Here is a 22,626-nt window from a genome sequence, read left to right as displayed (position 1 = left end):
GCCTTTCGCCCAGGTTGATCACCCTGCGGCCTTGCTGGATCGCAACCGCGCTATCCGTTCCCGCAAGCTTTGGAACACCACGTAGAGCGCTGGAATCACGAATATTCCAACCACAGCCGCAGCGAGCATCCCGCCCGCCACGCCGGTTCCGACCGACCGGCGCGAGATCATCGAAGCCCCTGTCGCTGTCACCAGCGGGATGAGTCCGGCGATGAATGCGAGGCTGGTCATCATCACCGCCCGGAAGCGTTCCCTCGCCCCTTCGATGGCGGCATCTGTCACCGCCATCCCCTCCTCGCGCCGCGCCTTGGAAAACTCCACGATCAGGATGGCGTTCTTGGCCGCCAGAGCGACCAGAACGACAAGGCCGATCTGGGCGTAGATGTTGAAAGGCAGGCCGACAAGCCAGACTGACCCCATTGTGCCCGCCACGCCGAAGGCGACGGACAGCATCACCGGCACCGGTATCGTCCAGCTTTCATAAAGTGCCACCAGGAAGAGATAAGCAAACAGAAGCGCGAGCATCAGGATCTGGGCGGTCTGGCCAGAGGCTTCCTTTTCCTGAAGCGCCGTGCCCGTCCATTCGTAGCCGTAGCCGTCGGGCAGCGTCGTTGCCGCCACCTCCTCCATCGAAGCGATCGCCTGTCCCGAGGACTTGCCCTCTGCCGGGTTGCCCATGACGGTTGCGGATCGCGTGTTGTTGTAGCGTTGAAGAAGCGATGGGCCGACTGTGAATTCCGGTGTCGCAACCGCGCCCATGGCGACCATCTCGCCACTGCGCGAACGGACATGGATTCGCGCGATGTTGTCGACGGAACTGCGGTCGACCTCGCGCCCCGTGAGCTGGACCTGCCAGGCCCGCCCGAACAGGTTGAAGTCGTTGATATAGGCCGAGCCCAGGATCGATTGGAGCGTGCCGAACACGTCCGAAAGCGAGACGCCGAGCGCATAGAGCCGGTCGCGGTCGATGTTCAGGAAGACCTGCGGCGTCGAGGTCGAGAAGGTCGTGTTGACCCCGCCCAAGCCTTCGTTCTGGTTCGCCGCGACGGTCAGCCCGCGCGCGGTTTCGGCAAGTTCCACCGGGTCGCGGCCCTGCCGGTCCAGAAGCTGGAACTCGAAGCCGGATCCGGTTCCAAGGCCGGAGATCGGCGGCAGGTTGAAGGGCAGGACCTGCGCCTCCCTCAGCGCGGTACCACTGATGAAAGTCTGCCGGATCGCGGCGAAGACGGATTTCGTCAGCGCCTCGCGCTCGGCGAAGGGTTCCATCGTCACCAGGGTAAAGCCAGCGTTGGATTTCGCCAGCCCGTCGATGATCGAGAAGCCCGAAAGGCTCGTCACGCTCTGGACACCGGGAAGGTCCTTGACGATCTCGTAGACCTGACGCTGCGCCTCGACCGTCCGGTTGACCGAGGCGGCATCCGGCAGGCGCGTCTCGATCATGAAGTAGCCCTGATCTTCCGCCGGCAGGAAACCCGTCGGAACGACCTTGAACAGGAACCCTGTCAGGGCAACGGCCCCGGCGAGAAGCAGGACGCCAAGCACGGCGCGCCGCGCGATGGCGCCTGCAACGCGGCCGTAACCGTCGCGCGCCTTGTCGATCCCGCGTGAAATCATGCCCATCACGCCCTTCTTCGGCTCGTGGTGCGGCGACAGGATGATGGCGCAAAGCGCGGGCGACAGCGTCAGCGCATTGATCGCAGAAATCACCATGGAGACCGAAACGGTCACCGCGAACTGCTGGTAGAGCTGGCCCGAGATGCCCGGAATGAACGCGACGGGCACGAAGACCGACAGAAGGACGAGCGTGATCGCGACGATGGCGCCGGTGATTTCGCCCATCGCGGCCCGCGCGGCTTCGGTAGGGGACATGCCCGGATTGGCGGCCATCTTGGCCTCCACCGCCTCCACCACGACAATGGCGTCGTCCACCACGATCCCGATCGCAAGAACCATGGCCAGCAGCGAGATCGTGTTGATCGTGAAGCCGAACGCCTGCAGCGCCGCGAAGGTGCCCACGAGCGCGACCGGGACCGCAACGATGGGAATAATCGTCGCGCGCAGGCTGCCGAGGAAGACGAAGACCACGATGACCACGAGCACGAAGGCTTCGATCAGCGTGTGCTCGACCTCCGCGATGCTCTCCTCGACGAAGACCGAGTTGTCGCCGACGACTTCAAAGCTCACGCCCTGCGGGAAGGTCGCGCTCAACTCCTCCATGACGTGTTTTGCGCCTTCGGCCGCGGCAAGGGAGTTCGAGCCGGGCGCGAGGTAGAGCCCGATCAGCGTGGCGGGCGCGCCGTTGAACGTGGTCTGCACGTCGGAATTGCGTTCGCCCAGCCGAACCTCCGCGACGTCGCCAATCGTCACGACCGAGCCATCGGGGTTGGACCGGACGATGATGCGGGCGAACTCCTCTGGATCGGAGAGCCGCCCCTGCGTCTCGATATTGAGTTGCAGGCCGGGGTCGTCAACCATAGGCTGCGCGCCGATCCGGCCCAGCGCCGCTTGCAGGTTCTGCGCCTTCAGCGCCGCCGACACGTCGGACGGCGTCATCCCCAGCGCGGTCAGACGGTTGGCGTCAAGGATGACCCGCATCGCGAATTCGTTCGAAGAAAAGATGCTGGCGTCACCGATGCCCGGAACACGCTTCAGCGCGTCCAGGAGGTATATCCGGGCGAAGTTGGTCTGCGTCGCCGCGTCGACCGATGCGTCGGGCGAATAGAGCGCGAAAGCGACAAGCAGTGCGGTCGACTTCTTGGCGACCTTGACGCCGGTCTGGCGCACCTCCTGCGGCAGCAGGGGTTCGGCCAGCGCCACGCGGTTCTGGACGTTGACCGTGGCGATGTCGGGATCTGTTCCGACCGCGAAGGTGACACTCAGCGAATAACTTCCATCCGCGCCGGATGTCGACTTCATGTAGATCGAGTCTTCGACGCCGATGACCTTGTCCTCGATCACCTGGGCGACGGTCTGCTCTGTCACCGCGGCCCCGGCGCCGGGGTAGACCGCGGTGACCGACACCTGGGGCGGCACGATGTCGGGAAACTGTTCGACCGGCATGGACCGCATCGCGATCAGGCCAGCCAGGAAAAGCACGATGGAAATGACGGCCGCGAGCCGCGGGCGGGAAATAAAGACGTCGGAGATCATAGCTCAGTTGTCCCCTGCGGGCGCGGTGTCCACGGTGGCGCCGGGGCGGGCCTTGTTCACACCTTCGGTGATGACCATCTCGCCGGCATCAAGCCCGGAGACGACAATCGTTCGTCCCGCAGTCGTCGCCCCGGCATCGATGCGGCGCTGTTCGACAACGGACTCGGCATCGACGACCAGCACATAGGCGCCGGTCAGGTCGCGCAGCACCGCCTGCTGCGGTACCGTCAGCGCCATTTCCGGTTCGGCACCGCGAACAGTGACCGTCACCAGAGCGCCGTCCCGCAGGACGCCTTCAGTGTTGGCAAAGTTCGCACGGATAAGCACGGTATCGGTGGACTGACTGACCGACACGTCGGCGAAATCCACGGTGCCCGGCACCGGATAGACCGACCCGTTGCCCAAGATCAGCTCGACCGAGAAAACCTCGCTTTCGCCGCTCGCGGACGCCCTCTCGCGCAGGTCGAGTAGATCGCGCTCCGGAACCGGGAACTGCACGCTCATCGGGTCGGTTCGGACGAGTGGGACGAGTGTACCTGTGTCGGGACCTATCAGCGCACCGACATCGACACCTGACAGACCGACACGACCGGCGAAGGGTGCATTTATCTCGGTATAAGACAGGTTCAGCGCGGCCAGGTCTCGCTGCGCGCCGGCTCTCTGGACTTCGGCGGTCGCCCGCTGCGCCTCGGCGGTGGCCCGGTCGAGCTGCGACTGCGCGGACACCTGACGCGCGACCAGTTCCTCCTGCCGGTCACGTTCGATGAACGCGAGCCGCTCGCTTGCCCGCGCGCTATCCAGCACCGCTTCGGCCTGCGCGAGCGACGCTTGGTATTCCTCAGGCTCGATGCGGTAGAGGACCGAACCTTCCTCGACCGTTCCGCCCTCCGAGAAGCCAATTTCTTTCACGAAGCCGCTGACGCGCGCACGGATGTCGACTTTCTGCACGGCCACGACGCGGCCATTGAACGAGGCGCTTTGCGCGACCGCCGTCACCTCGGCGGGGGCGGCTGTAACGGCCGGCACGACCGACGGCGTGGATTGAGCCTGGGCGGGTTGCAGCGTGCAAAGAATGACTGTCATTGCAATGGGAAGGCCGTGCTGCCGGATCTTCGACGCCATGATCCGAGACACATCTTTCCGAGAGATCAACTGCATCCTGCCCCCAAATCGAAATACGCAATTGGGGCCATTCTAGCGAGAACAATCCGTTTGTCATCTTCGACACGTTTCAGCGCTGGTCCTCGCCGCGCATCGTCTCGGCTACACTTCCTTGAAGGGTCGCTGGAGAGGCCTGCGGCGAACCTGATTGCGACCTCTTCATAGCGGTCCTAGGTGTTTGATCCCACGGTTTGATGGTGCGATCCATTCGTCGGAATGGAAGGAAGCACGATGGGACAAGTTCGTCACGGCGGCGCCACGATCGAGCCAGCGCGGCGCCATCGGTTCGAGCCCGCCGGCGAGGGCACGCTGTCCGAGCTGCAATACAGCGATCGCAAGCTTTGACCGCGGCGCTGAGGGCAAGCCGGTCCGCGAGGCGCGCGGGTCTTCCTTTCACGGCGAGGTCTGTGACAAAGGAGGCGTCGATGCTGCGGATGAGCGTGACAAAACGCAATGAACTGTAGGCGTTCCGGACGGCATATATCGAGAGCTGGCGGGACAGCCCGTTGAACCAGAGGGAATATTGCGAGGCGCATGGGCCGCCGCTGAAGCGGTTCGGGAACAGGTGGGCGAAGTGGTGTTGTCAGACGGACTTGAACTGGTCTCCACAAGGACAGCGACGCTGTCCCTTATGCCGTGCAGAGGCCGCGCAACTAGGGCAGGTCCATCAACGAACTTTACGAGACCGGCGGCGAGTTGGCGCCAGTTTTGCGATATGCGCGATATGACGAAATGCACGGAAGCAACCGGTTCCGCCGGGCGATCGGCGCTCGCGGCAACCAGTTCGTCCGACGCCGGCAACATTCGATCCGGCCGTCGTCAGATCCATGCCAGATCGCGGTATCGGCCCATCCCGTCGAGATGGATCCCGTTCCAAGGAGCATCTTTTCGGATCGCTCCGAAACCTCGCGCGTCCCGCAGAACGGATGCCGGCGCCGACGTCGCCATCGCAAGGGCGGTCCCGACGGTGACGCCGACCCGCTCGACGAGAACCGAGATCGCGGTGGGAAAATCGAGATCCGCCCCCGCGAGTGTGCCATCAGCCAGAGTCAGCCGACCGTCGCGCCGGATGACGCGACGCCCGTTCAGCGTGAACTCGGCTATGTCCGAACCGACCGTCGACATCGCGTCGGTCACCAGGAAGATGCTTCCCGGCGGTCGTTTTGACGAGAGCGCGACACGGATGCTGGCGGCGTGAACGTGGATGCCGTCCGCGATCAGTCCCGCGGATATCCCCGGCGTGGCGAGAGTCGCGCCGACGAGTCCCGGCTCGCGATTGCCCATCTGGCTCATCGCGTTGAACAGATGCGTGACGCAGCGTGCGCCGGCGGAAAAGGCAGCTTCGGCCGCAGCGAGATCGCAGTCGGTATGGCCGAGCGAAACGATGACGCCGGCCTCGGTCAATCGGGCAATCTGCGCCGTCGTGACATTTTCCGGCGCGACCGTGACCATCAGGTTCGGAAGGCGTCCGGCGGTCGCGCAAAGAAACGCCGCGTCCTCCTCCTCCATCGGGCGGATGAGCGACGGGTCGTGCGCGCCCTTGCGCGCCAGCGAAAGGTGGGGCCCCTCCAGATGGATGCCGAGGATGCCCGGAACGCCGCGCCGGATCGCATCCGCCACGGCATCGACGGCGGCACGGGTTTTCGCGGGCGTATCGGTGATGAGGGTGGGCAGGAGCGCGCGCGTCCCCGTCGTCGCGTGCGCTTCCGCGATGGCGGCCACCCCGTCTGGCGACGTGACGTCGTTGAACATCACGCCGCCGCCGCCGTTGACCTGAAGGTCCACGAACCCGGGCAGGAGCGTGCCGCCATCCAGTTCCACGATATCGAAGTCGGCCGGGATTTCTCCTGGGGACACGATTCCGCGGACGATGGCGCCGTCGAGCAGAACCGACTTGCCGGCGTGAAGCGTCGTCCCGTCGAAGATGTTGGCGCCCCGTAGCGCGCGCTTTCTCATACCGTCTCCGTGACTTTCCTGAGGTGTCGCGGTTCGTCCGGGTTCACGCCGCGCGACACCGCGACCTGCTCGACCATCGCGTAGAAGGACACGATCAACGAGATCGGATCGGTGAGCGGGTGGGAAGTGCGGGCGGCCGGCAGGCGCGACGCCCGCGCCGCTTTGTCCGAGGTCGCAAAGACGATGGCACCTTTGCCGGCGATTTCGTCCGCCACCTCGACGAGCGCTCGCTCGGCGGCGTCCGCGGCGGTCAGGGCGATAACGGGAAACCCTCTGTCCACGATCGAAACGGGCCCGTGGAGCACCTCCGCGGACGAGTAGGATTCCGCGTGCAGCTGGCATGTCTCCTTGAACTTGAGCGCGGCCTCGTTCGAGATGGCGAGCGCCGGTCCGCGACCGAGGCAGAAGAGGGACTTGTGCGATGCGATCTGCTCTCCGAGCGCCCCCCAGTCCGCCGCGGCGGCGCTGGCAAGCACTTCGGGGAGTTTGCGGATTGCCGCCCGAAGGGCGTCGTCTTTCTGCCACTCCGCCAGCAGCCAGATCGCCGACACGATCGACGTGACGAAGGTCTTCGTGGCCGCGACGCTCAACTCGGCCCCTGCGTGCAGATTCAGCGTGTGTGCGCAGACACTCGCGAGGTCGCTGTCCGGATGGTTGGTCAACGCGAAGGACAGCGCGCCTTCCCGCCCGGCCATGTCGGCCATGCTGACGATGTCGGGGCTCTTGCCCGACTGCGAGATCGCGATGCAGGCACTGCCCCCCAGCTTCAGGCGTCGCTCATAGATCGACGCGATCGAGGGGCCAACCGATGCGACCGGAACGCCGGCCACGAGCTCGCTGGCATACTTGAAGTAGGTCGCGGCGTGGTCGGAGGATCCCCGCGCGACCGAGATCATGAATGCCGGATCGCGGTCGGCGAGGGCGGCCGCAGCCGATTTCATCCCTGGCTGCCCCTCGGTGAGGAGGGTCTCGACGGCGGCGGGTATTTCAAGGATTTCGCGGCGCATATGGGTCTGGGAAGGCATGGTCTAGTCCTTTGACAGGCGCAGCTCAGCCACGAAGTTGTAGGCGTCGCCGCGGTAGAGCGATTGGGTGAATTCGGCCACGCGACCGTTGGCGAGATACGAGGTGCGCTCGATCCGCAGTCCGGCATCCTTCGGCGTCACCGCGAGAAGCTCGGCTTCGCTCTCGCGCAGATTGACGGCCGAGATCTTCTGCAGCGCGCGTATCGGGCGATGGCCTGCGCGTTCGAGTACTTCGTAAAGCGACGTCTCGACCAGCAGCGGATTGGGCAGGATATCGGTCGGCAACGATGCGCGTTCGATCGCCATCGGCTCGCCGTTCGCGAGACGGAGACGCACGAGGCGCGCGACGGAATCGTCCGCCGAGAGGCCGAGCGCCGTCATCTCGTCGGGCGAGGGCATGAAGAGCCCGCGCTCCAACCAGCGGGAGGTTGAGTTCTTGCCGCGCCGCGCCATGTCCTCGGAGAACGAGGTCAGGCGCGACAGCTTCTGCTCGATCCGTTCGGGCTGCGAGGAAATGTAGGATCCCGAGCCCTGTCGCTGGATCACCGTTCCTTCGTCGGCGAGCGCCTGGATCGCCTTGCGGACCGTCACCCGCGAAAAATCCGTGATCGCGGCGATCTCGCGTTCCGGTGGCAGCGGGCTGCCCGGCGCGAGAACGCCCTGCGAGACCCCGTCGCTCAGCCGCCGCCGGAGTTGCACGTAGCGCGGCCCCGCATCGGGCCGGTACCAGGCCGATGGCTCGAGGAATTCCGCAATGTTCATGCTCGAGTCTCCGTTTCTTCGAGTATTCGGCGGGCAAGCTGCAGCGCGCCGTCCAGCGCCGAACCCTCGGGCCGGCCGATACGCTCGCGATGGGTGGCGGCGAGAAACGCCTCGTAATGCGGGCCGACGCCGCCTGTCAGGCAGATGATGTCGGCGCCGGACAGCCGCGCGAAGTCGAGGGCTCCGTTCAGGTATGCCGCCCCGCGATCCATCAGGATGCGGCCCACGGCGTCACCGGCCTTGGCCGCATCCACGACGAGCGGGGCAAGCCGCGCATAATCCGCCGGACGGGCCGACCCAGCGAAGGCCACGATGCCGGCCGGCGCGCCGTCGAAGCGCGCGAGGATCGCGCGAGTCAGTCCGCTTTCGGGCGCCAGCCCGTCCCAAGCCAGAAGTGTGTGTTCCAAGAGCTCGCGCCCGAGCCGGGCGCCGGACGCCTGGTCGCCGACATGGAGCCCCCATCCGCCGAGGAACCGCACGTCGCCGCCGCGTTTGATCGCCACGAATGCGCCGGTGCCGATGGCGAGCACGGCGCCGTCTCGCAGACCTAGCACGCCGATGGCAGAGGTAAGCCGGTCGTCGCTGACGCCGCAGCGCGCATAGGGCAGCTGCGCCGCAAGCGCTCTCGCGTCCTGCGCGTTCATGATGCCGGCGAGGCCCGCATGGGCGATCAGTCGCTGCGGGTCGGGCGCCTCGCCCCCAAGCTCTCGCAACGCCGCAAGTACCGTTTCGCGCACGACATCGACTGTCCGTGCGGCATCGGTGGCGAAGTTCGCCGGCCCGCCCGATGCGCGCGACACCACGGTGCCGTCCGCGCGTGCGATCGCCACCCGGCAGCCGGTGCCGCCGCCATCAATCGCACAGAGATGGTATTCAACAATGCTACCCATATGATACCTATAGCATACCTATATACCGGAATAAAGCCCAAATCCGCGTCGCTATGGCCGAAAGGTTTGCAGTTTTATCGCTTCCTGCCTGGTAAGGCATTTATTGGTAGACAATAGGTATTAATTAGGTATCATAATTCGAAATCGAAGGGAGAATCACTGTGCCGCCAGGGGAATCGCAGGATAAAGCGGCCCGACCCATCGACGCGCTCCCGCGCGCCGATGCGCTGTCCGCCATGCTCACCTCCCACGCGGCCGCGGTCGCCGCGGTGGCGCCGGCGCGGCCAGCGATCGACGCGGCCGCTGGGCATCTGGCGGAGGCGCTCGCTCGGGGAAGGGCCGTTTTCTACGTCGCGGCCGGCAGTTCGGGCCTGATGGCGCTCGCCGATGCCTGCGAATTGCCCGGAACGTTCGGTGTCGATCCGCGGCAGATCCGCATCTGCATGGCGGGCGGGGTTCCGGCCGACGGCATCATGCCGGGCGCGACCGAGGACGACGACGGCGAAGCGACCGCCGCAGTGCGCGGCATGGCGCCGGGCGATGTCGCCATCGTTGTCAGCGCCAGCGGAACCACGCCCTTCGCAGTCGCCTTCGCAGAGGCGGCGGTGGCGCAAGGAAATACCGTGATTGGGATTGCGAACGTGTCGGCGGCCCGCCTTCTCGAGCTGGCGGACTTGGCGATCGCGATTCCGACTCCGGCGGAGGTGATCGAGGGGTCCACACGGCTGAGTGCCGGCACGGCGCAGAAGGTCGCGCTCAACATGATGTCGACCCAGGCGGGGATCCTGATGGGTCACGTCCATGACGGAATGATGGTCAATCTTGTTGCCGACAACATCAAGCTGCGCAAGCGGGCGGCGCGTATCGTGGCGCGGATCGCCGCAGTGCCCGAGGAGGCTGCGGTGCGCGCGCTCGAGGTGTCGCGCTACGACGCCAAGCTGGCGGTCCTGATCGCGTTGGGAGTGGGCGAAGGCGACGCGCGAAATCGCCTCGCCGGGGCGGGCGGGCGGCTTCGCGACTGCCTGGCGACGGCCCCGGGTGATCCGAGCACGAACTGAAGTTCCAACCAAGGGAGAGACAAGTGAAATCCATGACACTCAAAGGCGCTTTGCTAATCACCACACTGCTTGGCGCGACGTCTGCGACGGCGCAGGACGCCGAGTTGACCATCGAAAGCTGGCGCAACGACGACCTGACGATCTGGCAGGACAAGATCATCCCGGCCTTCGAGGCCGCGCATCCCGGCATCAAGGTGAAGTTTACGCCTTCGGCTCCGGCCGAGTACAACGCGGTGCTGAACTCCAAGCTCGACGCGGGCTCGGCGGGAGATCTCATCACCTGCCGTCCGTTCGACGCCTCGCTCGCGCTCTACGAGGCCGGTCACCTCGCGGACCTGAGCGATCTCGAAGGCATGGGCAGTTTCTCGGACGTGGCCAAGTCCGGCTGGTCGACCGATGACGGTGCGCATACCTTCTGCGTTCCCATGGCTTCGGTGATTCACGGCTTCATCTACAACAAGGACGCCTTCGCCGAGCTTGGCCTCGAAGTGCCGGCAACCGTGGACGAGTTCTTCGCCGTCCTCGACAAGATCAAGGAAGACGGCAGCTATATCCCGATGGCGATGGGCACCAACGACCAGTGGGAAGCGGCCACGATGGGCTACAACAACATCGGCCCGAACTACTGGAAGGGCGAACAAGGGCGCCTCGCGCTGATCGAAGGTGAGCAGAAGCTGACCGACGAGCCCTGGGTGGACCCCTTCCGCCAGCTCGCGAAATGGAGCGCCTATCTCGGCGACGGCTACGAGGCGCAGACCTATCCCGACAGCCAGAACATCTTCACGCTGGGGCGCGCCGCGATCTACCCGGCGGGATCTTGGGAAATTTCGGGATTCAACGCGCAGGCCGATTTCGAGATGGGCGCCTTCAAGCCGCCGGTGCCAAATGCGGGCGATGCCTGCTATATCTCCGACCACACCGACATCGGTATCGGGATGAACGCCGCAACAACCCATCCCGAAGCGGCGAAGACCTTCCTGAACTGGGTGGCCTCGTCCGAGTTCGCCAGTATCTTCGCGAACGAGCTGCCGGGCTTCTTCCCGCTGTCGAACGCCGAGGTCGAACTCCGCGATCCGCTGGCGCAGGAGATGATCTCGTGGCGCGACGCATGCGCGAGCACGATCCGGTCGACCTACCAGATCCTTTCGCGCGGCACACCCAACCTCGAGAACGAGACCTGGAACGCGTCGGTTGCCGTCATCAAGGGCGCCGAGGCTCCGGAAGCGGCCGCGCAGCGCCTGCAGGACGGCCTTGCCAGCTGGTACGAGCCGCAGAAGTAGGCGCGGTCGACACCAGCGCCCCGGGCGATCCTCCCCGCCCGGGGACTCATCATCCCCAGAAATGCACCGAGGAGACGCGAGATGGCGACTCTTTCCAAGCCCAAGTTCAGGTGGCACATCGCCGTGTTCCTGGCGCCCGCCGTGCTCGTCTACACAGCGGTGATGATCTACCCGCTGTTCAACACGCTGCGCCTGTCGTTCTTCGCCGAGATCGACCACGAGCGCGTCTGGGTCGGTTTGCGAAACTTCCGCACCCTGTTCCTGGACCCGGTCTGGTCGAAGCAATTCTGGAATGCGCTGGCCAACAACTTCTGGTTCTTCCTCATCCATATGGCTGTCCAGAATCCGATCGGCATCGCGCTCGCCGCGATCCTTTCCAGCCCCCGGCTTCGCTTCGCGGCGCTCTACCGCTCAGCGATCTTCGTCCCGACGATCCTGTCCTTCGTGATCGTCGGATTCGCCTGGAAACTGATCCTGTCGCCGATCTGGGGCATCGCGCCGGGTATGCTCGATGCCGTGGGGCTCAAGTTCCTGTACCAGCCGTGGCTCGGCAAGCAGGAATACGCCCTGACCACGCTCGCCCTCGTCTCGGTCTGGCAGTTCGTCGGGATCCCGATGATGCTGATCTACGCCGCGCTGCTGTCGATCCCCGAGGAGATTCTCGAAGCTGGGGAATGCGATGGCATCACCGGTCTGTCGGCTTTCTGGAAGATCAAGCTGCCGCTCATCCTGCCGTCGATCGGCATCATCTCTATCCTGACCTTCGTCGGCAACTTCAACGCCTTCGACCTGATCTACGCCGCGCAGGGCGCGCTGGCCGGTCCGGATTTCTCGACCGACATCCTGGGGACATTCATGTACCGCACCTTCTTCGGGTTCCAGCTCCAGCTCGGTGATCCGCATATGGGCTCGGCCATCGCCTCGGCCATGTTCGCAATCATCCTGGCCGGCGTCTGCATCTATCTTTTCGGCATACAGCGCCGTCTCCGCCACTACCAGTTCTGAGGAGTGGAACCATGAACAAGGCACGACGCAATCCCGGCACGACCATCGCGGCACATGGGGCGCTTGTCCTTTACACTTTGATCGCGCTCTTCCCGGTTTTCGTGATCCTGATCAACAGCTTCAAGACCCGCAAGGCGATTTTCCGCGAGCCGATGGCGCTGCCGAACACCGAGAGCTTCTCGATGATCGGTTATGAGACGGTGCTCAAACAGGGCGATTTCTTCCTCTACTTCCAGAATTCGATGATCGTGACGGTGGTCTCGCTGTTCCTGGTGCTTCTGTTCGGCGCCATGGCGGCCTTCGCGCTGGCGGAGTACCGGTTCAGGGGCAACACACTTATGGGGCTCTACCTCGCGCTCGGCATCATGATTCCGATCCGGATCGGCACCGTCGCGATCCTCGAGATGATGGTCGCGACCGGCCTCGTGAACACCCTGACCGCGCTCATTCTCGTCTATACCGCGCAGGGCCTGCCGCTGGCCGTCTTCATCCTGTCGGCATTCATGAAGGGCGTGTCGGACGATCTGAAGAATGCCGGGCGCATCGACGGGCTCAGCGAGTACATGATCTTCTTCCGGCTGGTCCTGCCGCTCGTACGCCCGGCGCTGGCCACGGTCGCGGTCTTCAACATGATCCCGATCTGGAACGATCTCTGGTTTCCATTGATCCTCGCCCCGTCGGAAGAGACCAAGACGTTGACGCTCGGCAGCCAGGTGTTCATCGGCCAGTTCGTGACCGATTGGAACGCGGTCCTGTCGGCACTGTCGATGGCGATCCTGCCGGTGATGATCCTTTATGTGTTCTTCTCGCGCCAGCTGATCCGCGGCATCACCTCGGGTGCGGTCAAATGAGGGTGCTGGTCGCCGGGCTGGGAAACATGGGGCGCAGCCATGCGCTGGCGCACCATGCAAACCCGGACGTGGAGATCGTGGCTTTGGTCAACCGCTCGGCCGTCGACCTGCCCGCGGCGCTGGCACGCTATCCGATGCACCGGGACTTCCGGACCGCGCTGGCAGCGACCAGGCCGGATCTCGTGGTCATCGCGACCTATACCGACAGCCATGCCGATTATGCTGTCGCGGCGATCGAGGCCGGGGCGCATGTCTTCGTCGAGAAGCCGCTCGCGACCAGCGCGGCCGAGGCCGAACGGGTCGTCGCGACGGCCCGGCGGCACGGACGCAAACTCGGCGTCGGCTACATCCTGCGGCACCATCCGGGATGGCAGCGCCTTATTGCGGAGGCGCGCGCGCTCGGCGGGCCTTACGTGTTCCGCCTGAACCTCAACCAGCAATCCGATGGCCCGACCTGGGAGACGCACAAGGCTCTGATGCAAACGACGTCTCCGCTCGTCGATTGCGGTGTGCATTATGTCGACGTGATGTGCCAGGTCACCGACGCGCCGCCGGTTCGGGTGCATGGGATGGGACTACGGCTTTCGGCAGAGATCCCCGCCGAAATGTACAATTATGGCCAGTTTCAGGTGATCTTCGCCGACGGCTCGGTTGGCTGGTACGAGGCGGGCTGGGGTCCGATGATGTCCGAGACCGCGTTTTTCGTGAAGGACATCGTCAGCCCGAATGGCGCCGTGTCGATCACGGATGGCGACAGGGGTGCCTCAGACGATGTTGACGGACACACCAAGGTCGGGGGCCTCCTGGTGCATCGCCGCGAAGGCGACAGGCTGATCGCCCTGCCGGAAGAGCCCGGCCATCAGGAACTCTGCGACGCCGAACAGCGCTGGATCGTCGATGCAATCCGAAGCGATGCCGACCTGACCCGCCACATGAATGACGCGGTGCAGTCGCTGCGTATCTGCCTGGCCGCCGATGAAAGCATTCGCACCGGGCAAACCGTCCATCTGGGAGAAAGCTCATGACCGCCCTGAAACTCGAGAACGTCAACAAGTCCTTCGGATCGGTTCATGTCCTGAAGGACATCAACCTGACTGTTGAGGAGGGCGAGTTCGTCGTCTTCGTCGGCCCGTCAGGCTGTGGCAAGTCCACGCTCCTGCGGGTGATCGCGGGGCTGGAGGACGCGACGAGCGGCACGATCACGATCGGCAACGAGGTGGTCAATACCGTGCCGCCGGCGAAGCGCGGCATCGCGATGGTCTTTCAATCCTACGCGCTCTATCCGCACCTGACGGTCAAGGACAACATGGCCCTCGGGTTGAAGCAGGAGGGCCAGCCGAAATCCATCGTCCAAGAGCGCGTGACCAGCGCCAGCCGGATGCTCGATCTCGACCAGTATCTGACGCGCCGCCCGGCCGAACTGTCCGGCGGACAACGTCAGCGGGTTGCCATCGGTCGGGCGATCGTGCGGGATCCGAAGCTGTTCCTGTTCGACGAACCGCTCTCCAACCTCGATGCCGCGCTCCGCATGAACACACGGGTCGAGATCGCCGCGCTGCACCGGACGCTCTCGGCCTCGATGATCTACGTGACTCACGACCAGATCGAGGCGATGACGCTCGCGGACAAGATCGTGGTTCTTCGCGACGGGCGGATCGAGCAGGTCGGCAGCCCGATGGAGCTTTACAACAATCCGGCCAACCGGTTCGTGGCGGGCTTTCTCGGATCGCCCTCGATGAACTTCCTGGACCGCTCCGTGTCCGGCCTCGCCGCCGGCAGGACGCTCGGCATCCGGCCCGAACACCTGACGCTCAGAGCCGATGGGCAGTTGAGCGGAGAGGTCACGCATGTCGAGCGGCTTGGCGGCGACACGAACCTTCTCGTCAGGACAGACCAGGGCGAGACGCTGACCGTCCGCCTGTTCGGGCAGAACGCAACCGAAGTGGGCAGCCGGATCAGCCTCGGCTTCGATGCCGCCGCCGCGTTCTATTTCGATGATGCCGATCAGCGGATCCTTCCGGCGGCGGCGTGACGGGCGGGCCAGCTGGGACGGGCGTCGGCGGCGCGCCGTTCGGCCGATCTTCGATCAGAGACGGGCTGATCTTCCGTAATGTGTGAACACTTGAATCGCGCCAGCCCGAAAGGCTCCGTCGCTGGTATTATGGCGGCTCGGGAGGGAATGGCGTCGTCAGGGCCGATAGGCACGGCGCGCATCGTGATCGACGCGGAGGCCGATGTCGTTTGCGATATGGGCCGGCAGGTCGCTTACCATGCGGTAGTTGCGCCGTTCTTCCCGCATGCGTGTCAGCGAATGGTAGAGGTCGTTAACGGCTTTCATCTGTTTGCTCCTTCACGGATTTCAATGGAGCCTTTGTAGGGAGCGGACTTTTCTGACTGATGTCGCGTGGGCACGTACTTCGTTTCATTTGCTTCAGCTCCGCATTTCCGTTCGAGTATTTGAAACATGGAGTGGCCGATGGTGCCCGCGCCCGGGGCGCGGTCCATCCCCAATGCCTGTCCGTGCCAGAACCATCGGCACTGAAATAATTGAAACATCACATGAAAACGAGCTGACACAGGGGTCGTTCAGGGTGGCGGCATCACCTTCGCAGCGGATGCCCAAATGACGCACGTCCAAGGTAGTCCAGGTGTTCAGTCCCGGCATCTGGTGGATCGGATCCACGATGAATCGATCGGGCTCTGAAATCCAGACCTTGCAGATGTATTCGTAAGGCGTGAGGCCGCTGAGGGTCTTGGCCGCCAATAACCTCGCCAGGCTGCCCCGGTTGCTGGTAAAATGAAGCCGAAGACCAGCGTCGCATGCGCAGGAAACGCGACGGCATGGGATGGACACGCACGGCCTCCGTCCGTTCGAAGGGAAAACCTCCAAGCACGCCAACTATTTCTGCGGCCTGTTAGCGATCGGAGCCATGCCAAAGGCCACCTCTTGATTTGGCGGCCTTTGTACTCCCAATTTGCGCCGGAGGTTAGCTTGCGAGCGCCAACTCTTCGGGCTCGTCATTGATTGTGGCCAGTTCGCGTCGCATGATCTTGCCGGAGCTGGTCCGCGGGACATCCGTGACGAACTGGATCTTGCGGGGACACTTGTAGGCGGCGAGATTCGAGCGGCAATGGTACATCAGCGCTTCCGCATCAGCCTCTGCGCCGTCCTTGAGGATCACGTAGGCCTTGGCAATCTCGCCCTTGACGGGATCGGGTTGCCGGCCCACCGCGGCCAAGGCGACCGAGGGATGTGCCGCCAGCACCCGCTCGATCTCCGCCGGGTAGACGTTGAAGCCACCGGTGATGATCAGATCCTTGAGCCGATCGATCACGTAGATGCACCCGTCCTCGTCGATGGAGCCGAGGTCGCCGGTATGCAGCCAGCCGTCGGGCTCGATGGTCTCGGCGGTCTTGGCCTGGTTTCCCCAGTAGCCCTGCATCACGAGGGGGCCTCGGAACATCAGTTCGCCGGTCTCGCCGCGTGGCAGTTCTCGCGTCACGTCCTCGGGATCGACCACCTTGAACTCGCAATAGGGGAAGGCGACGCCGGCCGAGCCTGGCTTGTGAAGCCCGCCCGAAACTGAAGACGAGCCTGCGCCGGCGATCTCGGTCATGCCCCAGACCTCGTGCATCTCGATGCCGAAGGCCGCGTCGATCCTTTCGAGCACCGACACCGGAATGGTCTGTCCCCCCGTGCAGCCGAGGCGGAGCGAGCTGGTGTCGCTGGCCTGCAGCGACGGTGCGCTCAGGAGAAACATCCACATCGTCGGCACGCCATCGAAGATCGTGATGCGGTACTTCTCGATGGCCTTCAGCGCCTTTTCCGCTTCGTAACGGGCATGCAGCACCAATTTGCTGCCGGTCAGGAACATGCCGTTCATCAGGACGTTGCCGTAGACATGCGGCAGCGGCAGAGCTGAGAAGCCTATGTCGTCCGTGTGCCGGCCCTGCATCAGGAAAATCGACTTGGCGTTCAGCAGCACGGCCATATGCGGCTGCATCGCGCCCTTCGGATGTCCGGTTGTTCCGGACGTGTAGGCGATGGTCGAAAGTGCGTCTGGCGGGACGCTGGCTGGCGTCGGCACCGGACGGCCCGAGTTGATGAGCGCGCCGAAGCCAGTCACTCCTTTAGGCGGTTTCGCGGCAAATGACACGAATGCCGAAACGCCGGTGTGGGCCTTCAGCCCGTCAAGTCTGTCATGATGATCGGATGACAGGATGATCGCCTTCGCGGCGCAGTCGTTTGCCACGTATTCCAGCTCGGGCTGGGTCAACATCGCATTGACCGGGTTGACGACCGCGCCGAGCCGCTGCACCGCGTGGTAGCTGACCACCCATTCCCATGAGTTCGACGCGTAGAGCGATACGACGTCACCCATGCCCACTCCGATGCCCTCCAGTCCGGCCGCCGCGCGGCCGATCAAATCCTCAAGCTCGGCAAAGCTGAAGGTTCGGTCTTCGAAGACCAGTGCTTCGCGACTGCCAAATTTGCGGGCGGCCTCGACCGACAGATGTCCCACATGCTCAAGCATTGCTCTCTCCCTTGGCTTCTGGCGGAAATCCATACTTTCCAGCCGGTTACCGATGGGGAGATCGTACCGGGCGGGCCGGGCACCGAACCATAGGGGTAATTCCCTATGTGGAGAAGATTCCGCTCTGCATGGCGTAGATCGCGGCGGTCGCCCGGCTTTTTACGCCGATCTTGCGGTAGATGTTCTGCGTATGATTGTCGACGGTCTTGGGCGAGACCGAAAGTGTCTGCGCAATCTCCTTCATCGACAGGCCCTTTGCGATGTGCCGAAGCACATCCGCCTCGCGTGGGGTCAGGCCGTCCGGGAGCGCCGCCGCCCCTAAGGTCCGCCCATGCGACGCGTTCTCGAGCACATGCCGCGTAGCGTCCCTGGGAAACCGCCCAGCCGAGGCCTCGGCGAGAACGACATCCGCCGCATCGCCGGGGCTCATCGCTTCCCGCATGGGGAGGTCGCGGGTCAGTTCGTCATATAAATTCGCGACAGCGATCAGCGAAGCGCCTCGCTCGGATAGATGAATGTGACGGTGGTATCCTGATCCGTCGCAACGCTCCTCCACCGAGCAAGCCATTTCCCTGAGCGGATCGAAGACCGAGGACGTCGCCAGGATCTGTTCGGTATGGAATGAGAACGAGCGCAACTGCATCTCTTCCATGCGCGTCAGCGGCGTCGGCTTTTCAAGAATCCCGTTCGGGATCGCCGACTTGCCCAGATCGTGCAGCAATGAGGCGTTGAAAATCGCGTCGCAAACGTCCTCCTCGGCCCCGGCATTCAAGGCCGCGCGATAGGCGAGGCCAGCCACCTTCCGGGAATGGCCCAGATACCAAGTCGACTTGATGTCAATGAAATCGGCATAGGCTTCGGCCACGGTTCGGATGTCCTTCTGGGCGATGGAAATCGGTCCGCCCGGCTCGACGGACTTGAAGAGGTCGAAATCGATCCCATGCCCCGATCCGGCGGCGATCTCCTCTGGCGATACGAGGAAGGCTGTGACAACGTCGGGGTCGAACTGACCGCCAGACCGTGTCGCCGCAACTTCTGCCATTGTCCGAAGTCCTCCGGCGCGCCGGTGCAGTTCCATCGCCACGGCGAATTCCATGATCCGGGCGTTCAACGGAAGATCGTTTCCCGAAGGATGCAAGGGCGCCATTCCATCCCAGCGCGAATGGCGCATCGAAACGATCGTCGACACCCCTTCTGGCACCGGAAGCCGCTGTGCCAGCGCCTTGGCCTGGTTGCAATGCTGGCCGACGAAATAGTAGGCGTCATCACGCAATTGGGCGAGTGCCTCGATCCGCGCCCGTCGTTCGGCCGGGTCGACGTCCGTGGGAAGGCTGGCATCGAGTACCCGTCGCATCTCGTCAAGATTGTAAGGGTCGCTACGGGTGAATGCATTGTTGACGCCCTGCTCGGTGCCGAACCCGGCCGGAGCGATTTCATGCGCCGTCGCCGTGCATCCCATAAAGCGCAACAAAGTCGACCAGTAGAGCTCCGTCAGCTCAGCGCTGCCGAGGCCCATCCTTTGCCCGACGCGCGTTGCAATCAGCGCCGATCCCATAGCGGAGCCCTGAGGCTGACCGTCCGCCAGATCCGTCGCAAGCGACAAGGAGCCGAGGATTTCGGACAATAGGACTCTGTCTGGCTCCAGAGGCATGAAAACGCTTTCCAGAGTGAGTCTTTATGATGCAGAGAATGCTATCCGTATTTCGATCAGTCGGCTACGCATTCATCTTTGCGACCGATCGGCGGTTGCCCAAGTGACGTTCCCGTCGAAGCGGGTTTCTAACTGGCTTGCAGCGAACGACCGGAGCCTAATTGAGAGCAGGAACCGAGAAATTGAGAGGTATGCCGACCAACTTGAAAAGATATTTCTGATTCCAGACCGGCACACAATAGAACTCTTTGTTCGATAGCATCGTCGAAGACTTGGGCAGCGGGATCCCCGAATTCATCGCGCCTGCCGCCAATTTCTACAACAATATAGGTGTCAGCTGGCTGAATAGGCACCCGCGGCGCTGTCAGAAGAAATCTGGTTAAGACGGGCAGGGCGGCCTCGTAGCCTCCGGCCATGACGAAACGCGACCCCTTCAAGTATCAAAGCTCGATCGTCTGATTGGGACCCGGCTGCGGACTTTATCAGATGGAGTAGTTGCCGCCCTCCCTCGACGGCATCGCAATGTGCCAAGAACGTGGTGAGAAATCCACTGAGCGTGAAGGACAGCAAGCGCGTGATCTGGACGCTGGGAAACAGAGGATTATGCGGACAAGACATCCGGACTCAGGCGGCCCTTTCGCGCGGGGCGCTGGGAAACAAAAGCTCCAGGTAGGAGCGGAACTGCTCGGACTGGCGCGCAGCCATGCCTGGGTTCTTGTGGGCGCGTTCGAGGATCAGGCCGCCCTCGATCACAGCGACAAACATCTCGGCCAGCTGCTTTGCAGAGACATGCCGTGCCGGCGGATGGCGGTCGATGACCTCCTGGAACTTGCGGATGTACATAGCCGTCCACGTCCTGAGCGTTTCGGCAACGAAATCTTTCACCGCGTTTTCGAAGTGATCGTCCTCGTAGGTGTAAAGCGCATACATGCAGCCCCGCGGCGGGTGTTCAGGATCGCAAAGGTAGGCTTCGAAATCCGTCAAGAATTTCAGGAGTTGGTCGAGCGGGTCATCATGGGCGGCCTCGGCTTCGGCGAGGAGAGTGCGAAACATCTTCATGTCGTTCTCCGCATACCAACGCATAAGCTGGTCGGCGAGGTCCGCCTTGGACTTGAAGTGGTGAAAGAAGGCGCCCTTGGTGAGGTCGGTCGCTCTTAGCACGTCATCGATCGACATCCCCGCGAAGCCCTTGGACATGACAAGCTGCTTGGCAGCCTTGAGCAGGCGCTCGCGAGTCGCTTCGGCCCTGGCGGTCATAGCTCTCTCCATACAGACTGGTCTGTATATACTTGAGAGTTGGTCAACCTACAAGGGCGCTTCGGTAAATCGGAGAAACTCTCGTAATGATAATTCCGAAGTATCTTCATATCTCTAGAAGGAATCTCGCGGCGATCTGGGAATTTTCGTTGACGGCATACCGAGCGACCTGTTACAAACCAACCAGTCGGTATGCAAATGGAACCAAAACCATGATCGATGCAGCCCAAACAATGATCGCCTCCTCCGTCGTTCCGTTGTTCAGCGCCGCCAGCCTGGCAGTTCGCATGGCATCGCCGTTGCTTTCTCGGCGGGAATTGCGGCGGAGAGCGCCCGCCTGAGAGTTCCCGACCCGGACCGGGTGATGTCCGGACAACCCATCTGACCAAAGGAGAAGAGAGATGGAAAATGCAAAGAAACTGGCAATCGTCGTATCCCGTGGCCTCGATGACGAGCGGGCCACCGTGGCCTTCACGATCGCCAACACCGGGATCGCTTCGGGCCAGCAGGTGACCATGTTCATGGTCAGCTCGGCCGTGGACGTGGTCCGCAAGGGCGCCGCCGACAATGTGCGGATGAACCCCTTCGACCCGCCGATGAAGGAATTGATCGAGAACTTCCAGAACGGTGGAGGCCGCATCCTCGTCTGTCCGCCTTGCGCGAAGGTGCGCGGCTACGAGGAAAGCGACTTCATCGACGGCGTGCAGGTGGTGGGTTCGCCCGCGCTGCACGCGCAGATCCTCGACGGCGCGTCGACGCTGAGTTTCTGAACCCCTGTAAGAAGGAGAATGATCATGGCTTCCTGTGCAAACGCCGGCACCGTCGAGAATTCCACCGCCACAGCCATCACCGTTGCCGAAGCGAAAGGTTACCATGGGCGCGCAGGCGTTGAGTTTGTAGACCCGCGCCCTGCGGACGTGATCGCGGCCACCACGGGCAAGATCCCGGGCGCGCGGTTGATCTCCGTCGAGGACGTGGAGGCGGGGAACCTGCCGCCAGTCTTCGCGGACAAGAGCCTGCATGTGGTGACCACCTGCATGGCCGGCCCCATGGCCCGGCGTGCGGCCACAGCCTTCGCCAAGGCAGGCTTCGGCCGCGTGAACTGGATCGAAGGCGGCACTACCGCCTGGGTCGAAGCCGGTCATCCGACCGTTCGCTGAGTGATCGGCCGAATGCCGCAAATCACGGCGAAGCTACTGACGCAGCACCATCTGTTATAACGGTGGTGCTGCGCGCTAAAGTCGGGGATTGACACTGGTTCACGCACCGCAAGGCCTGTCGCGGATGATGAGACTTTACCGTTCGCATGGTGTCAGGATCAGCGGCGCGCCGGACTCCGCCCCGATCTCGCGACATGTGCCCGTGGACTGCCCCCATCGAGTGGTCCGTGTTGATTGTTGGTGCATCATCGGCGTCTGGTCCATTGGAACGAAGCTTTCCGGCGCGGGCGGGCGGTAGCCCAGCGACCTGGCGGTCGAAATCCCGCGCGATGAGCCGGTGGCCCAGAAGCTTCAGGCAATGCATCTTCGTTTCGACGCGGCTCCGGCGATGATAGCCGCTCCATCGTCGCCACAAAGCGCGGCCGAGGTATTTGCAAGCCCGCAGCGCTTCGTTGCGCGCCACGGCGCCGGCAGTGATCGTCTTCCATGGCTTCGCGTTCCTGCGCGGCGGGATGACGGCATGGGCGCCACGATCAGCGATGGCCTCGTGGCATTTTCGGGTATCATAGGCACCGTCTGCGGTGACGCTGCCGATCTCCTCGCCCGCCGGGATCTGGTCGAGCAGATCTGGCAGCACCGGCGCATCGCCGATCTGGCTCCCGGTGATCTCGACGGCCCGAACTTCCAACGTTTGTTCGTCGATCCCGAGGTGGATCTTGCGCCAAACCCGCCGTTTTAGACCGCCGTGCTTTCGAGCGTGCCACTCGCCTTCACCCTCGACCTTGATCCCCCCTCGCCGGTTCGCTCGAACCGGTGGCGCTCACCGGCTCGATGTCGATCAGCAGATGGAGCGGGCCCTTGGAGCCGCGGTAGGGGATGTTCACC

The 22,626-nt window shown here is 63.5% G+C and carries 18 protein-coding genes and 2 pseudogenes; 8 read left to right on the top strand and 12 right to left on the bottom strand.

Annotated features, from left to right (window positions below):
* Positions 1-18: 18 nt before the first annotated feature.
* From OEZ60_RS18910 to OEZ60_RS18885, 6 genes are all read right to left on the bottom strand, one after another.
* The gene (locus tag OEZ60_RS18910) at positions 19-3,096 is read right to left on the bottom strand and encodes an efflux RND transporter permease subunit (RefSeq protein ID WP_411709817.1); all 3,078 of its coding nucleotides are present in this window, start codon (positions 3,094-3,096) and stop codon (positions 19-21) included.
* 57 nt (positions 3,097-3,153) lie between these two features.
* The gene (locus tag OEZ60_RS18905) at positions 3,154-4,272 is read right to left on the bottom strand and encodes an efflux RND transporter periplasmic adaptor subunit (protein ID WP_263339636.1); all 1,119 of its coding nucleotides are present in this window, start codon (positions 4,270-4,272) and stop codon (positions 3,154-3,156) included.
* A gap of 858 nt (positions 4,273-5,130) precedes the next feature.
* A complete protein-coding gene (gene nagA, locus OEZ60_RS18900) occupies positions 5,131-6,267 on the bottom strand; it encodes an N-acetylglucosamine-6-phosphate deacetylase (RefSeq protein ID WP_263339634.1) in 1,137 nt (378 codons plus the stop codon).
* Positions 6,264-7,292, bottom strand: coding sequence for an SIS domain-containing protein (locus OEZ60_RS18895; RefSeq protein ID WP_263339632.1), 1,029 nt, complete (start codon positions 7,290-7,292; stop codon positions 6,264-6,266). Before OEZ60_RS18895 ends, nagA begins: the two co-directional genes overlap by 4 nt.
* Positions 7,293-7,295: 3 nt before the next feature.
* The gene (locus OEZ60_RS18890; RefSeq protein ID WP_263339629.1) at positions 7,296-8,054 is read right to left on the bottom strand and encodes a GntR family transcriptional regulator; all 759 of its coding nucleotides are present in this window, start codon (positions 8,052-8,054) and stop codon (positions 7,296-7,298) included.
* Positions 8,051-8,944 (bottom strand): glucosamine kinase nucleotide-binding domain-containing protein, encoded by an 894-nt coding sequence (locus tag OEZ60_RS18885; RefSeq protein WP_263339626.1) that lies wholly within the window; start codon positions 8,942-8,944, stop codon positions 8,051-8,053. The genes OEZ60_RS18890 and OEZ60_RS18885 overlap by 4 nt, the downstream gene beginning before the upstream one ends.
* Positions 8,945-9,105: 161 nt before the next feature.
* Between OEZ60_RS18885 and OEZ60_RS18880 the strand changes: the two genes are divergently transcribed.
* The 6 genes from OEZ60_RS18880 (at position 9,106) to OEZ60_RS18855 (ending at position 15,170) form a co-directional block, all read left to right on the top strand.
* Entirely contained in the window at positions 9,106-10,002 is an 897-nt protein-coding gene (locus OEZ60_RS18880) for an N-acetylmuramic acid 6-phosphate etherase (protein ID WP_263339624.1), read from the top strand.
* A 32-nt stretch (positions 10,003-10,034) separates the two neighbouring features.
* Positions 10,035-11,282, top strand: coding sequence for an ABC transporter substrate-binding protein (locus tag OEZ60_RS18875; protein WP_263339621.1), 1,248 nt, complete (start codon positions 10,035-10,037; stop codon positions 11,280-11,282).
* A gap of 81 nt (positions 11,283-11,363) precedes the next feature.
* Positions 11,364-12,287: a carbohydrate ABC transporter permease gene (locus tag OEZ60_RS18870; RefSeq protein WP_263339619.1), complete on the top strand. Its 924-nt coding sequence runs from the start codon at positions 11,364-11,366 to the stop codon at positions 12,285-12,287.
* A gap of 11 nt (positions 12,288-12,298) precedes the next feature.
* Positions 12,299-13,138, top strand: coding sequence for a carbohydrate ABC transporter permease (locus OEZ60_RS18865; protein ID WP_263339615.1), 840 nt, complete (start codon positions 12,299-12,301; stop codon positions 13,136-13,138).
* Positions 13,135-14,163: a Gfo/Idh/MocA family protein gene (locus OEZ60_RS18860; protein WP_263339613.1), complete on the top strand. Its 1,029-nt coding sequence runs from the start codon at positions 13,135-13,137 to the stop codon at positions 14,161-14,163. The genes OEZ60_RS18865 and OEZ60_RS18860 overlap by 4 nt, the downstream gene beginning before the upstream one ends.
* Entirely contained in the window at positions 14,160-15,170 is a 1,011-nt protein-coding gene (locus tag OEZ60_RS18855; RefSeq protein WP_263339611.1) for an ABC transporter ATP-binding protein, read from the top strand. The genes OEZ60_RS18860 and OEZ60_RS18855 overlap by 4 nt, the downstream gene beginning before the upstream one ends.
* Before the next feature lie 156 nt (positions 15,171-15,326).
* On the opposite strand, the gene OEZ60_RS18850 is transcribed toward OEZ60_RS18855, so the two are convergent.
* The 5 genes and pseudogenes from OEZ60_RS18850 to OEZ60_RS18830 form a co-directional block, all read right to left on the bottom strand.
* Positions 15,327-15,476: a hypothetical protein gene (locus OEZ60_RS18850; RefSeq protein ID WP_263339609.1), complete on the bottom strand. Its 150-nt coding sequence runs from the start codon at positions 15,474-15,476 to the stop codon at positions 15,327-15,329.
* Positions 15,477-15,785: 309 nt separating this feature from the next.
* A pseudogene (locus OEZ60_RS18845) lies at positions 15,786-15,893 on the bottom strand (IS481 family transposase); the annotation flags it as partial.
* A gap of 232 nt (positions 15,894-16,125) precedes the next feature.
* Positions 16,126-17,706, bottom strand: coding sequence for a class I adenylate-forming enzyme family protein (locus OEZ60_RS18840; RefSeq protein WP_263339605.1), 1,581 nt, complete (start codon positions 17,704-17,706; stop codon positions 16,126-16,128).
* A 70-nt stretch (positions 17,707-17,776) separates the two neighbouring features.
* On the bottom strand, positions 17,777-19,276 hold the full coding sequence (locus tag OEZ60_RS18835; RefSeq protein ID WP_263339603.1) for an HD domain-containing phosphohydrolase: 1,500 nt from the start codon (positions 19,274-19,276) through the stop codon (positions 17,777-17,779).
* 672 nt (positions 19,277-19,948) lie between these two features.
* Positions 19,949-20,581: a TetR/AcrR family transcriptional regulator gene (locus OEZ60_RS18830; RefSeq protein WP_263339600.1), complete on the bottom strand. Its 633-nt coding sequence runs from the start codon at positions 20,579-20,581 to the stop codon at positions 19,949-19,951.
* A gap of 401 nt (positions 20,582-20,982) precedes the next feature.
* Between OEZ60_RS18830 and OEZ60_RS18825 the strand changes: the two genes are divergently transcribed.
* Positions 20,983-21,351, top strand: a complete 369-nt coding sequence (locus OEZ60_RS18825) for a DsrE family protein (RefSeq protein WP_263339597.1) — start codon at positions 20,983-20,985, stop codon at positions 21,349-21,351.
* A gap of 24 nt (positions 21,352-21,375) precedes the next feature.
* Complete coding sequence (locus tag OEZ60_RS18820) at positions 21,376-21,741, top strand: rhodanese-like domain-containing protein (protein WP_263339595.1); 366 nt, start codon at positions 21,376-21,378, stop codon at positions 21,739-21,741.
* 295 nt (positions 21,742-22,036) lie between these two features.
* Here the strand turns inward: OEZ60_RS18820 and OEZ60_RS18815 are convergent.
* A pseudogene (locus OEZ60_RS18815) lies at positions 22,037-22,626 on the bottom strand (IS5 family transposase); the annotation flags it as partial.

Source organism: Albidovulum salinarum, from assembly GCF_025673475.1.
GTDB classification, from domain to species: domain Bacteria; phylum Pseudomonadota; class Alphaproteobacteria; order Rhodobacterales; family Rhodobacteraceae; genus Albidovulum; species Albidovulum salinarum.
Note: the sequence above shows the minus strand (reverse complement) of the source record. Positions and strands in the feature narration are given on the sequence as shown.

Coding starts and splice junctions, on each gene's coding strand:
- OEZ60_RS18905 (WP_263339636.1), bottom strand. CDS start 4,272: ATGGCGTCGAAGATCCGGCAGCACGGCCTTCCCATTGCAATGACAGTC.
- nagA (WP_263339634.1), bottom strand. CDS start 6,267: ATGAGAAAGCGCGCGCTACGGGGCGCCAACATCTTCGACGGGACGACG.
- OEZ60_RS18895 (WP_263339632.1), bottom strand. CDS start 7,292: ATGCCTTCCCAGACCCATATGCGCCGCGAAATCCTTGAAATACCCGCC.
- OEZ60_RS18890 (WP_263339629.1), bottom strand. CDS start 8,054: ATGAACATTGCGGAATTCCTCGAGCCATCGGCCTGGTACCGGCCCGAT.
- OEZ60_RS18885 (WP_263339626.1), bottom strand. CDS start 8,944: ATGGGTAGCATTGTTGAATACCATCTCTGTGCGATTGATGGCGGCGGC.
- OEZ60_RS18875 (WP_263339621.1), top strand. CDS start 10,035: ATGACACTCAAAGGCGCTTTGCTAATCACCACACTGCTTGGCGCGACG.
- OEZ60_RS18870 (WP_263339619.1), top strand. CDS start 11,364: ATGGCGACTCTTTCCAAGCCCAAGTTCAGGTGGCACATCGCCGTGTTC.
- OEZ60_RS18865 (WP_263339615.1), top strand. CDS start 12,299: ATGAACAAGGCACGACGCAATCCCGGCACGACCATCGCGGCACATGGG.
- OEZ60_RS18860 (WP_263339613.1), top strand. CDS start 13,135: ATGAGGGTGCTGGTCGCCGGGCTGGGAAACATGGGGCGCAGCCATGCG.
- OEZ60_RS18855 (WP_263339611.1), top strand. CDS start 14,160: ATGACCGCCCTGAAACTCGAGAACGTCAACAAGTCCTTCGGATCGGTT.
- OEZ60_RS18850 (WP_263339609.1), bottom strand. CDS start 15,476: ATGAAAGCCGTTAACGACCTCTACCATTCGCTGACACGCATGCGGGAA.
- OEZ60_RS18840 (WP_263339605.1), bottom strand. CDS start 17,706: ATGGATTTCCGCCAGAAGCCAAGGGAGAGAGCAATGCTTGAGCATGTG.
- OEZ60_RS18830 (WP_263339600.1), bottom strand. CDS start 20,581: ATGACCGCCAGGGCCGAAGCGACTCGCGAGCGCCTGCTCAAGGCTGCC.
- OEZ60_RS18825 (WP_263339597.1), top strand. CDS start 20,983: ATGGAAAATGCAAAGAAACTGGCAATCGTCGTATCCCGTGGCCTCGAT.
- OEZ60_RS18820 (WP_263339595.1), top strand. CDS start 21,376: ATGGCTTCCTGTGCAAACGCCGGCACCGTCGAGAATTCCACCGCCACA.